Source organism: Streptomyces sp. YIM 121038 (assembly GCF_006088715.1).
In the GTDB taxonomy this organism is placed as follows: Bacteria; Actinomycetota; Actinomycetes; order Streptomycetales; family Streptomycetaceae; genus Streptomyces.
The window spans coordinates 6759303-6771793 of sequence record NZ_CP030771.1; the positions used below are offsets into that span (position 1 = coordinate 6759303).

General features: G+C 72.5%; 10 protein-coding genes. 9 read left to right on the plus strand and 1 reads right to left on the minus strand.

Annotated features, from left to right (window positions below; genetic code table 11):
• Positions 1–73 precede the first annotated feature (73 nt).
• The 3 genes from C9F11_RS29215 to ftsH all read left to right on the plus strand — a co-directional run bounded on the left by C9F11_RS29215 (position 74) and on the right by ftsH (position 6296).
• Positions 74–2524 (plus strand): [protein-PII] uridylyltransferase, encoded by a 2451-nt coding sequence (locus tag C9F11_RS29215; RefSeq protein ID WP_138962058.1) that lies wholly within the window; start codon positions 74–76, stop codon positions 2522–2524.
• Positions 2525–2676: 152 nt separating this feature from the next.
• The gene (gene ffh, locus C9F11_RS29220; RefSeq protein ID WP_138962059.1) at positions 2677–4236 is read left to right on the plus strand and encodes a signal recognition particle protein; all 1560 of its coding nucleotides are present in this window, start codon (positions 2677–2679) and stop codon (positions 4234–4236) included.
• A gap of 128 nt (positions 4237–4364) precedes the next feature.
• Positions 4365–6296, plus strand: coding sequence for an ATP-dependent zinc metalloprotease FtsH (gene ftsH / locus C9F11_RS29225; RefSeq protein WP_138962060.1), 1932 nt, complete (start codon positions 4365–4367; stop codon positions 6294–6296).
• Positions 6297–6375: 79 nt separating this feature from the next.
• On the opposite strand, the gene C9F11_RS29230 is transcribed toward ftsH, so the two are convergent.
• A complete protein-coding gene (locus tag C9F11_RS29230; protein WP_138962061.1) occupies positions 6376–7230 on the minus strand; it encodes a class I SAM-dependent methyltransferase in 855 nt (284 codons plus the stop codon).
• 214 nt (positions 7231–7444) lie between these two features.
• On the opposite strand from C9F11_RS29230, the gene proS reads away from it, so the two are divergent.
• From proS to trmD, 6 genes are all read left to right on the plus strand, one after another.
• On the plus strand, positions 7445–8860 hold the full coding sequence (gene proS / locus C9F11_RS29235; RefSeq protein WP_138962062.1) for a proline--tRNA ligase: 1416 nt from the start codon (positions 7445–7447) through the stop codon (positions 8858–8860).
• A gap of 244 nt (positions 8861–9104) precedes the next feature.
• On the plus strand, positions 9105–9737 hold the full coding sequence (locus C9F11_RS29240) for a hypothetical protein (RefSeq protein WP_138962063.1): 633 nt from the start codon (positions 9105–9107) through the stop codon (positions 9735–9737).
• Between the two features lie 316 nt (positions 9738–10053).
• Positions 10054–10482: a 30S ribosomal protein S16 gene (rpsP, locus tag C9F11_RS29245; protein WP_138962064.1), complete on the plus strand. Its 429-nt coding sequence runs from the start codon at positions 10054–10056 to the stop codon at positions 10480–10482.
• A gap of 2 nt (positions 10483–10484) precedes the next feature.
• Positions 10485–10724, plus strand: a complete 240-nt coding sequence (locus C9F11_RS29250; RefSeq protein ID WP_138962065.1) for an RNA-binding protein — start codon at positions 10485–10487, stop codon at positions 10722–10724.
• Positions 10725–10834: 110 nt separating this feature from the next.
• Positions 10835–11494: a ribosome maturation factor RimM gene (gene rimM / locus C9F11_RS29255; protein WP_249401925.1), complete on the plus strand. Its 660-nt coding sequence runs from the start codon at positions 10835–10837 to the stop codon at positions 11492–11494.
• Positions 11494–12315: a tRNA (guanosine(37)-N1)-methyltransferase TrmD gene (trmD, locus tag C9F11_RS29260; RefSeq protein WP_138962066.1), complete on the plus strand. Its 822-nt coding sequence runs from the start codon at positions 11494–11496 to the stop codon at positions 12313–12315. The genes rimM and trmD overlap by 1 nt, the downstream gene beginning before the upstream one ends.
• The last annotated feature ends 176 nt before the right edge of the window (positions 12316–12491 follow it).

Here is a 12491-nt window from a genome sequence, read left to right on the forward strand (position 1 = left end):
GGCGCCGCGTCGGGGGCGCCGTGGACACCGTGCCGTAACCGCCCTGGACACCGTGGAGAACAGGAGCCGCCGGGTGACGAGTGTGGACGTACGAACCGAGACCGAAGATCCCGGACCCAGCGGCTACGCGGCGGCCCGGCTGCGCCTCCTGCACCAGGAGGCGCGGTCCGGGCCGCCGCGCCGTGCGGCCCTCGCCGAGCTGACCGACGGCTGGCTCGGCGGCCTCCTCGCCGCGGGCACCGCCGACCTCGCGGCGCTGCGCGGGGCGGCCCTCGTCGCCGTCGGCGGCTACGGCCGCGGCGAACTGTCCCCGCGCAGCGACCTCGACCTGCTGCTCCTGCACGACGGCAGCGCCGAGCCAGGCGCCCTCGCGGCCCTCGCCGACCGCATCTGGTACCCGGTCTGGGACCTCGGGCTCTCCCTCGACCACTCCGTCCGCACCCCCGCCGAGGCCCGCAGGACGGCCGCCGACGACCTCAAGGTCCAGCTCGGCCTCCTCGACGCCCGGCACGTCGCGGGGGACCTCGGCCTCACCACGGCCCTGCGCACCACGATCCTCGCCGACTGGCGCAACCAGGCGCCCAAGCGGCTCCCCGAGCTGCGCGAGCTGTGCGACGAACGGGCCGAGCGGCAGGGCGAGTTGAGCCACCTCCTCGAACCCGACCTGAAGGAGGCGCGCGGCGGCCTCCGGGACACCACCGCCCTGCGCGCCGTCGCCGCGTCCTGGCTCGCCGACGCGCCCCGCGAAGGCCTCGCCGAGGCGCGCCGCACCCTGCTCGACGTACGCGACGCACTGCATCTGACCACCGGCCGCGCCACCGACCGCCTCGCCCTCCAGGAGCAGGACCAGGTCGCCGCCGAACTGGGCCTCCTGGACGCCGACACGCTGCTGCGCCAGGTCTACGAGGCCGCCCGCACCATCGCCTACGCGGGCGACGTCACCTGGCGCGAGGTCTCCCGCGTCCTGAGGTCGCGCGCCGCCCGGCCACGCCTTCGCGGCCTGCTCGGCGGCGCGCGGACCACCGCGGCCGAGCGCTCGCCGCTCGCCGAGGGCGTCGTGGAGCAGGACGGCGAGGTCGTCCTAGCCCGGGCCGCGCGCCCCGAGCGCGACCCCGTGCTCCCGCTGCGCGCCGCCGCGGCCGCCGCCCAGGCGGGCCTGCCGCTCTCCCTGCACGCCGTGCGCCGCCTCGCCGCCACCGCCCGGCCGCTGCCGACGCCCTGGCCCGCCGAAGCCCGCGAACAGCTCGTCACCCTGCTCGGCGCCGGCCGTCCCACCGTCCAGGTCTGGGAGGCCCTGGAGGCGGAAGGCCTGATCACCCGGCTCCTGCCGGACTGGGAGCGGGTGCGGTGCAGGCCGCAGCGCAACGCCGTGCACACCTGGACCGTGGACCGCCACCTCGTCGAGACCGCCGTACGGGCCTCCGCGCTCACCCGCCGCGTCGGGCGGCCCGACCTGCTGCTCATGGCCGGGCTCCTGCACGACATCGGCAAGGGCTGGCCCGGCGACCACTCCGTCGCCGGGGAGATCATCGCCCGTGACGTGGCGACCCGGATCGGCTTCGAGCAGGGCGACGCCGCCGTGCTCGCCCGCCTCGTCCGCCACCATCTGCTGCTCGTCGAGACCGCGACCCGGCGCGACCTCGACGACCCCGCCACCGTGAAGACGGTGGCCGAGGCCGTCGGCACCCGGGGCACCCTGGAGCTGCTGCACGCGCTCACCGAGGCCGACGCGCTGGCCACCGGCCCCGCCGCCTGGTCCTCCTGGCGCGGCTCCCTGGTCGCGGACCTCGTCCGCCGCGTCGACGCGGTCCTGGCCGGCAACGAGCCGCTCGAAGGCGCCGAGCCGCCCACGTCGGCCGAGCAGGAGCGGCTCGCCCTGGAGGCGTTCCGCACCGGCGGGCCCGTCCTGTCGCTGCGCTCCCGGGCCGAGCCGGACCCGGACGGGCCCGCCGAAGGCCTCGGCGTCGAGCTGCTCATCGCCCTGCCGGAGCGGCCCGGGATCCTCGCGGCCGCCGCCGGGGTGCTCGCCACCCACCGCCTGACCGTCCGCACGGCCGAGCTGCGCGTCCTGGAACTGCCCGCGGAGGTCGGGGGCTCGGTGCTGCTGCTCGACTGGCGGGTGGCCGCCGAGTACGGCTCCCTGCCGCAGGCCGCCCGGCTCCGCGCCGATCTCGTACGGGCCCTGGACGGCTCCCTGGACATCGCGGGGCGCCTCGCCGAACGGGACGCCGCCTACCCCCGGCGGCGCGGGGTGCTCGCCCCTCCGCCGCACGTCACCGTCGCGTCGGCGGGCTCGCGGCGTGCCACCGTCATCGAGGTCCGGGCCCAGGACGCGCCTGGCCTGCTGCACCGGATCGGGCTCGCCCTGGAGGCGGCCGGGGTGCGGGTGCGCAGCGCGCACGTGTCGACGCTCGGGTCGAACGCGGTGGACGCGTTCTACGTGACCGGGGCCGACGGGGGGCCGCTGGCGGAGGAGCGGGCGGTCGAGGTGGCGCGGGGGGTGGAGGGGGCGCTGCGGGCCTGAGAGGGCCCTGCGCCGTGCCGGGTTCCGCCTCCGCCCGTCGCCTGACGGCCCTTCGCCCGTCGGATGACGGCAGGCAGGGACGCTTGGCTTGCCGGGCCCGATACCCTGGGGTGCAACGCTTACCATCGCCGACCCTGAGGACCGACTCCGCCGTGTTCGATACTCTCTCCGATCGCCTCGCAGCCACCTTCAAAACCCTCCGGGGCAAGGGCAGGCTGTCCGAGGCGGACATCGACGTCACGGCGCGCGAGATCCGTATCGCCCTGCTGGAAGCCGACGTGGCGCTGCCCGTCGTCCGTGCCTTCATCAAGCAGGTCAAGGAGCGCGCGGTCGGGGCCGAGGTCTCGCAGGCCCTGAATCCTGCCCAGCAGGTCATCAAGATCGTCAACGAGGAACTGGTCGCGATCCTCGGCGGCGAGACCCGCCGCCTGCGCTTCGCCAAGCAGCCGCCGACGGTCATCATGCTCGCCGGTCTCCAGGGCGCCGGTAAGACCACGCTCGCCGGAAAGCTCGGCCACTGGCTGAAGTCGCAGGGCCACTCGCCGCTGCTCGTGGCCTGTGACCTCCAGCGTCCGAACGCCGTGAACCAGCTGAGCGTCGTCGCCGAGCGCGCGGGCGTCGGCGTGTACGCCCCGCAGCCGGGCAACGGCGTGGGCGACCCGGTGCAGGTCGCCAAGGACTCCATCGAGTACGCGAAGACCAAGGTCCACGACGTCGTCATCGTCGACACCGCCGGCCGCCTCGGCATCGACCAGGAGCTGATGCAGCAGGCCGCGGACATCCGCGACGCGGTCAGCCCGGACGAGGTCCTGTTCGTCGTCGACGCCATGATCGGTCAGGACGCGGTCAACACGGCCGAGGCCTTCCGCGACGGCGTCGGCTTCGACGGCGTGGTGCTCTCCAAGCTCGACGGCGACGCCCGCGGTGGCGCGGCCCTGTCGATCGCGCACGTCACCGGCCGCCAGATCATGTTCGCGTCGAACGGCGAGAAGCTGGACGACTTCGACGCGTTCCACCCGGACCGCATGGCGTCCCGCATCCTCGGCATGGGCGACATGCTCACGCTGATCGAGAAGGCCGAGCAGACCTTCTCGCAGCAAGAGGCCGAGAAGATGGCCTCGAAGCTGGCCTCCAAGAAGGGCCAGGACTTCACGCTCGATGACTTCCTGGCGCAGATGGAGCAGGTCAGGAAGATGGGGTCGATCTCCAAGCTCCTCGGCATGCTGCCCGGCATGGGCCAGATCAAGGACCAGATCAACAACCTGGACGAGCGGGACGTCGACCGCACGGCCGCGATCATCAAGTCGATGACGCCGGGCGAGCGCCAGGACCCCACGATCATCAACGGCTCGCGCCGCGCCCGTATCGCCAAGGGCTCCGGCGTCGAGGTCAGCGCGGTGAAGGGCCTGGTCGAGCGGTTCTTCGAGGCCCGCAAGATGATGTCCCGCATGGCCCAGGGCGGCGGCATGCCGGGGATGCCCGGGATGCCGGGCATGGGCGGCGGCCCCGGTCGGCAGAAGAAGAAGCAGAAGCAGGCCAAGGGCAAGCAGCGCTCGGGCAACCCGATGAAGCGCAAGCAGCAGGAGGACGAGGCCGCCGCGCGGCGTGCCGCGGCCGAGGAAGCCGCCGCGGGCGGCGCGTTCGGCCTGCCGGCCGGGCAGGGCGGCAAGGACTTCGAGCTGCCGGACGAGTTCAAGAAGTTCATGGGCTGAGCCCGGACCGTCGTGTGAGTGCGCTGGGGCGCCCCTTCGTGAGGAGGGGCGCCCCAGGCGCGTTCGGCGGGGGATCGGGGGCCGTCCGCGCGGGTGCCGGGCGGGTTTTTGTGACGTAACGTCCGCTTATGAGCAACCCCGTGCCGCCGCGCCAGAAGCCCGAGCAGCCCTGGCGCTCCGAGGGCGCTCCGGAGCCGCCGCCCGCACCGCCGCCCAAGCGGAAGATGCCGGGCGGCTGGGGCGGGCTCATCCTCACGGCCCTGATCGTGTACCTGATCGCCAACCTCGTCCTCTCCTTCTTCAACGACGGCGACGAGCCGACCATCTCGTACACCGAATTCAGCAAGCAGGTCGACGACGGCAACGTGTCGAAGATCTACTCCAAGGGCGACGCGATCCAGGGGCAGCTCAAGAAGGAGCAGAAGGACCCGGACGGCGACGGGACGTATACGAAGTTCACGACCCAGCGGCCCGCGTTCGCGGACGACAAGCTGTGGCAGGACCTGACCAAGAACAAGGTCACGGTCACGGCCGAGCCGGTGGTGCAGGAGCGCAGCTTCCTGTCGAACCTGCTGATCTCGCTGGCGCCGATGCTGCTCCTGGTGGTGCTGTGGATCTTCATCGCGCGGCGGATGGCGTCCGGCATGGGCGGTGCGGGCGGGATGCTCGGGCGCAAGCAGCCGCCGAAGCCGGTGGAGCTGGAGCCGGGCAAGAAGCGCACCACGTTCGAGGACGTCGCGGGCATCGACGAGGTCGAGGGCGAGCTGAACGACGTCGTCGACTTCCTGCGCAACCCCGACGAGTACCGGAAGATGGGCGCCCGGATGCCCGGCGGCGTGCTGCTCGCCGGGCCGCCGGGCACGGGCAAGACGCTGCTCGCGCGGGCGGTGGCGGGGGAGGCGGGGGTGCCGTTCTTCTCGGCGTCGGCCTCCGAGTTCATCGAGATGATCGTGGGTGTCGGTGCCTCGCGGGTGCGGGAGCTGTTCGCGGAGGCCCGCAAGGTCGCGCCCGCGATCATCTTCATCGACGAGATCGACACCATCGGGCGGGCGCGCGGCGGCGGCAGCGGCATGGGCGGCCACGACGAGCGCGAGCAGACGCTCAACCAGATCCTGACCGAGATGGACGGCTTCTCCGGCTCGGAGGGCGTCATCGTCATCGCGGCCACGAACCGGGCCGACATCCTCGACCCGGCCCTGACCCGCCCCGGCCGCTTCGACCGGATCGTGAACGTCTCGCCGCCCGACCGGGACGGCCGCGAGGCCATCCTCAAGATCCATACGCGGGCGATCCCGATGGCGGACGGTGTCGACCTGGCCCAGGTGGCGCGCACCACGCCGGGGATGACCGGCGCGGACCTGGCGAACCTCGCCAACGAAGCGGCTCTCCTCGCGGTGAAGCGCAAGCAGTCCGCCGTCACCCAGTCCGACCTCTCCGAGGCCCTGGAGAAGGTCCAGCTGGGTGCGGAGCGGCCGTTGGTCATGCCGGAAGAGGAGCGGCGCCGGACGGCGTACCACGAGAGCGGGCACGCCCTGCTCGGCATGTTGCAGCCGGGCGCCGACCCCGTCCGCAAGATCACCATCGTGCCGCGCGGCCGTGCCCTCGGCGTCACGCTCTCCACGCCGGACTCCGACAGATACGCGTACACGGAGGAGTATCTGCGCGGCCGCATCATCGGCGCGCTCGGCGGCATGGCGGCCGAACACGTCGTCTACGGGGTCATCACCACGGGTGCCGAGAACGACCTGGAGCAGGTCACCAACATCGCGCGCGGGATGGTAGCCCGCTGGGGCATGAGCGAGCGCGTCGGCCGGCTCTCGGCCCTGCCGAACGACGCCCAGCAGGCGTACGGCCTCGCCGCCGCTCCGGAGACCCTCGACACCATCGACGGCGAGATGCGCCGCATCGTGGACGAGTGCTATGACAGCGCCTGCCGCCAACTGCGGGATCACCGCGGCCAATTGGATGCCCTGGCCGACGCCTTGCTGGAGAACGAGACCCTGGAGGAGGCGGACGCCTACCGGGTGGCCGGAATCACCCGCCTCACGAAGGACGGCTGAAGCCGAGGGGGGCAGACACGACGGTGTGCGGGCCAGTCGTGATCTATGGGGATGACGGCTATGTCTACGGAGAGGGTGGCTACGGCGTTCGGGCGATGAGGTAGCGGAAGACGTTCGGCATCCATATCGTGCCGTCGCGGCGCCGGTGCGGGTGGAGGGCCTCGGTCAGCTCCTTGTCGACCTGCGCCTGGTCCGTCGCGCCGACCGCCGCGTCGAACAGGCCTGTGGACAGGAGCCCGCGGACGGCGCTGTCCATGTCGGCGTAGCCGAAGGGGCAGGCCACGCGGCCCGAGCCGTCGGGCCTGAGGCCCGCGCGCTGCGCGACGTCCTCCAAGTCGTCCCGGCAGGCGGCACGCCAGCCGACGGCACCGCGCAGAGGGTCGGCGAGTTTCGTCGCCACCCGGAGCACCGACGAGGTCGTGCAGCGCTCCGGCGGGCCCCAGCCCACCAGGACCACCGGCGCGCCGCGCTCGGCGAGCGGCGTCGCGACGTCGAGCAGGGCCGACAGGTCGTCGGCATCGCCCGCCGTGCACCCGATCGGCTGGAACGCGGTCACCAGGGTGTACGCGGGCACGTCCGGCGCGGCGGCGTCCCCGGGGGAGCCCTGGAGGAGGCGCGTGCCGGCGTGCGCGGCGAACGGTCCCTCGGGCGTGAGGCGTTGGCGGGCGAGGGCGAGCCGTTCGGGCGCCGTCGGCTCGACGCCGGTCACCGTCGCGCCGCGCGAGGCCGCCATCAGCAGGGCGAGCCCGGAGCCGCAGCCCAGGTCGAGCAGGCGGGTGCCCGCGCCCACTTCGAGTCGTCGGTACACCGCGTCCACGAGGGGGACCAGCATCCGCTCCTGGATCTCCGCCCAGTCACGCGCGCGTGCGCACCGGTCCACACGTGGGGGTGCACCCGCGCGCGGGAGGTGTGGGTGCACGAGCGTAGGTGTCATCGAAAGCGCCCCAATCCGCTGAGAGTCGTCCAGCTGATTCCTTACGATGCGTCCGCCCCCATGACGTGCGTTCGCTCTCCCCCGTATGCCAGGGAACTCCGCTTCCGCCGTGGCGTCCAGAGGTTGTCAGGCAATGCTTGTGTGCCCCCGTCGTGCGCCCCTGCGGAGCGATAATTCCGGACCCTTCAGACGGCTCGGACGTACCATGCGCGCCATGGCAAAGGCACCCGTACTCACGCCCCGCGGGGACGACTTCCCCCGCTGGTACCAGGACCTGATCAGCAAGGCGGAGCTGGCCGACAACGGCCCGGTGCGCGGCACCATGGTCATCCGCCCGTACGGCTACGGCCTGTGGGAGCGGATGCAGCAGGACCTGGACGCGCGCATCAAGGGCACCGGTGCGCAGAACGCGTACTTCCCGCTGCTCATCCCGCAGTCGTATCTGACGCGGGAGGCCGAGCACGTCGAGGGCTTCGCCCCGGAGCTCGCCGTCGTCACGCACGGCGGCGGCAAGGAGCTGGAGGAGCCGGTCGTGGTCCGGCCCACCTCGGAGACCATCGTCAACGAGTACTTCTCCAAGTGGGTGCAGAGCTACCGCGACCTGCCCCTGCTGATCAACCAGTGGGCCAACGTGGTCCGCTGGGAGCTGCGCCCCCGGCTGTTCCTGCGCACCTCGGAGTTCTTGTGGCAGGAGGGGCACACCGCCCACGCGACGTACGAGGACGCGCGGGACTTCGCCGCCCGGATCCACCGGGACGTCTACGGGGCCTTCATGCGGGACGTCCTCGCGATGGACTTCGTGCTCGGCCGCAAGAGCGCCAAGGAGCGCTTCGCCGGGGCGATCAACACCCTCACGCTCGAAGGGATGATGGGCGACGGCAAGGCCCTCCAGCTCGGCACCAGCCACGAACTCGGCCAGAACTTCGCGCGCGCCTTCCAGACCCAGTACCTGTCCAAGGACGGCACGCAGGAGCTCGTCTGGCAGACCTCCTGGGGCGCCACGACGCGTCTGGTGGGCGCCCTGGTGATGATGCACGGTGACGACGACGGGCTGTGCGTGCCGCCGCGCCTCGCACCCGTGCAGGTCGTCGTGCTCGCCGTGAAGGACGACGAGGCCGTCCTCGCGAAGGTCCGCGAGGTCGGCGAGCGGCTGACGGCGGCGGGCGTGCGCGTCCAGGTCGACGACCGTACGGACGTGCCGTTCGGGCGGCGCGCGGTCGACTGGGAGCTCAAGGGGGTGCCGGTGCGCGTGGAGGTCGGCCCGCGCGATCTGGCGGGCGGCACCGCGATGCTCGTGCGCCGCGTCGCGGGCGGCAAGCGGCCCGTGGCCCTCGACGCCCTCGCCGCGCTGCTGCCCACCGTCCTGGAGGAGGACCAGGAACTGCTCCTGGCCCGGGCCCGGGAGCGCCGTGAGTCCCGTACGAGCGAGGTGACCGGCGTGGAGGAGGCCGTGGAGGTCGCGTCGGCGGGCGGCTGGGCGCGCGTTCCGTGGTCCGCGCTCGGGCCCGACGGCGAGGCCCGGCTCGCCGAGCGCGGCGTGACCGTACGGTGTCTGGTCACGGAGGACGGGGCGGTGCCGGACGCCGATGAGACACCCGGTAACGTCGCCCTCGTAGCGCGCGCTTATTGAGACTTGGGGTTCCGGTCGGGCTGCCTTCGGGGCGCCTTCCGGGGCTTCTCCTGGGCGACGCCTTGCGTCCTGCGCAACAGGCGCCCCGGCGCGCGGAGTTGACCCGAGCGCCGGGGCGTACGCGCCGCTACGTACCGGCTTGATGCGAGCTGCGAGGCTTCTCCGCAGATCAGCGCACCCGCCCTCGTCCGGACGCATCAACGGCAACTGACGGGTAAGTGCAAAATATTTGAGATGCCCCGGAATGGAACCCGGAGGCACCTCGGCTCGTTGTCACGACGTGAGCACGACACCACCTGTTCTCGCCGCAGAGCTGGCACAGGCGTGGGCCGATATTCAGCGGCACCACCCTGAGCTGCCGGACCTAGCCGCGCCCGAATCCCTGATCGGAGAGTCGTCGTCCGCCTGTGGCGCCGAGCTCTCCTTCGAGCGACTGCTGCATGAAGCAGTCCACGGCATCGCCGCAGCCCGCGGTGTGCGCGACACTTCACGCGCGGGCCGCTACCACAACCGCAGATTCCTCGCGATCGCCGAGGAGATGGGCCTCGACCATCCCGAGGAGCCGCATCCGAGCAGCGGCTTCTCCCTGGTCACGCTCAACCCCGAGGCCAAGAAGCGCTACCGCCCGACGATGGACCGGCTCCAGCGCGCCCTCAAGGCGCACACCGCCGCGACCACGGCGGACACCACCCGCACCTTCCGCGGCCCGGCCGCCCGGCACGGCTCCTCCGGCGGCGGAGTGCGCGTGAAGGCCGTCTGCGACTGCGGGCGCAACGTCCGCGTCGTGCCGTCGGTGCTCGCCCAGGCCCCCATCATGTGCGGCGGCTGCGGGAAACCCTTCCGCATCCCGGAAGTGGTGGGCGTGGGCGCGGGGTGACCCCCCGCGCGGGGGTGATCGTTCTCCCCAGGGCGGCGCCGCGCCCTGGGGTGCCCCTCGCCCGCGGCCGGGGGCGCTGTTGCCGGAACGGAGGCACCCCTCCCGGGCCGGTGGGTGGGCGCGTCCCGGGCCGGTGGGAGGCGAGGTCGGCCGAGGGCGCCCGTCTCGGGGTGTGGCACAATGGCTAGCTGTACTCGACAGCCGCACAGGACCCCTCTCTCCTCCGGCTGACGCGTCCATCGGGCCACTCGGGTACCGCAACCCCACGCGGCATCTCGTTGTGCCCACCCACGTCAAACCAGGAGAACCCACTCCCGTGGCAGTCAAGATCAAGCTGAAGCGTCTGGGCAAGATCCGTTCGCCTCACTACCGCATCGTCGTCGCCGACTCCCGTACCCGCCGTGACGGCCGGGCCATCGAGGAGATCGGTCTGTACCACCCGGTGCAGAACCCGTCGCGCATCGAGGTCAACGCCGACCGCGTGGCGTACTGGCTCTCCGTCGGCGCCCAGCCGACCGAGCCCGTTCTCGCCATCCTGAAGAAGACCGGCGACTGGCAGAAGTTCAAGGGCGAGCCCGCCCCGGCGCCGCTGCTGCAGCCCGAGGTCAAGTCCGCGCGCCCGTCCTTCGAGGCCGTCAGCGCCGAGGACGAGCCCAAGGGTGAGGCCATCACCCAGAAGGCCAAGAAGGCCGACAAGAAGGCGGACGAGGCCAAGGCCGAGTCCGCCGAGTCGACCGAGGCCTGAGCATGCTCGAGGAGGCTCTCGAGCACCTCGTGAAGGGCATCGTCGACAACCCCGACGACGTGCGGGTCGCCTCGCGCAACCTGCGCCGCGGGCGCGTCCTCGAAGTCCGGGTCCACCCGGACGACCTGGGCAAGGTGATCGGCCGTAACGGCCGCACCGCACGCGCCCTGCGCACCGTCGTGGGTGCCATCGGCGGCCGTGGTGTCCGCGTCGACCTCGTCGACGTGGATCAGGTTCGCTGATAACCGCACGTAGCACCGGCTCGGGCCGGGGAGGGCTTCTGAGCCGTCCCCGGCCCGAGCTCGTTTTCGGGCCCCGGCCCCAGTCGCAGGTAGGGACAGGAGAGACACCAGTGCAGCTCGTAGTCGCGCGGATCGGCCGCGCCCACGGCATCAAGGGCGAGGTCACCGTCGAGGTGCGCACCGACGAGCCGGAGCTGCGGCTCGGCCCCGGCGCCGTGCTCGCCACCGACCCCGCCGCCCGGGGACCGCTGACCATCGAGACCGGCCGGGTGCACAGCGGCCGGCTGCTGCTGCGCTTCGCGGGCGTCAGCGACCGCACCGGCGCCGAGGCGCTGCGCAACACCCTCCTCATCGCCGAGGTCGACCCGGAAGAGCTGCCCGAGGACGAGGACGAGTTCTACGACCACCAGCTGATGGACCTCGACGTCGTCACCACGGACGGCACCGAGGTCGGCCGGATCACGGAGATCTCCCACCTGCCCTCGCAGGACCTCTTCATCGTCGAGCGGCCCGACGGCAGCGAGGTGATGATCCCGTTCGTCGAGTCCATCGTCACCGAGATCGACCTGGAGGAGCAGCGGGCCGTCATCGACCCGCCGCCCGGCCTCATCGACGACCGCGCCGAGATCGCCTCCAGCAGGGACGCCGAGAGCGCCCCGGAGGGCGACTCCCAGGGCGACGCGCAGAGCGACTCCCAGGGTGACGCGCAGGACGCCTCCGAGGGCGGCTCCACGGCCGTGCGGGACGCCCGGAGCGAGGGCGACGCCTGATGCGGCTCGACGTCGTCACGATCTTCCCCGAGTACCTGGAACCCCTGAACGTCTCGCTCGTCGGCAAGGCACGCGCCCGCGGCAGCCTCGACGTGCACGTGCACGACCTCAGGGAGTGGACGTACGACCGGCACAACACGGTCGACGACACCCCCTACGGCGGCGGCCCCGGCATGGTCATGAAGACCGAGCCCTGGGGCGACGCCCTCGACCAGGCCCTCGCCGACGGCTACGAGGCGGGCCGCTCGCAGCCCGCCCTGGTCGTCCCGACGCCCAGCGGGCGCCCCTTCACCCAGGAACTCGCCGTCGAGCTGTCCGAGCGCCCCTGGCTGGTCTTCACGCCCGCGCGCTACGAAGGCATCGACCGCCGCGTCATCGACGAGTACGCGACCCGGATGCCCGTCTACGAGGTCTCCATCGGCGACTACGTCCTCGCGGGCGGCGAGGCCGCCGTCCTGGTCGTCACCGAGGCCGTGGCCCGGCTCCTGCCGGGCGTGCTCGGCAACGCCGAGTCCCACCGCGACGACTCCTTCGCCCCCGGGGCCATGGCCAACCTCCTGGAGGGCCCCGTCTACACCAAGCCCCCCGAGTGGCGCGGCCGCGGCATCCCGGCCGTCCTGCTCAGCGGCCACCACGGCAAGATCGCGCGCTGGCGCAGGGACGAGGCGCTGCGCCGCACCACCGCCCACCGGCCCGACCTGATCGAGCGCTGCGAGGCCTCCGCCTTCGACAAGAAGGACCGGGAGATGCTCTCCATCCTGGGCTGGGAGCCCGAGCCCGGCGGCCGATTTTGGCGCAAGGCGCAGGACGTGGAAGAATAGGCAGCTGCTGTGCGTCCAGCGTGCGCCCCTGCCACAGGGGGACACGACGCCCGCCCGACGCGTCCAGCGGCCTCCGTGCCGCGAGTTTCCCCGGAAACGCCCGCGCGTACGGAAGCACCCCGAATCTCATCCCGACATTCCGTTGATGACCTGTGGCATCAGCGAGGAAGCAGACG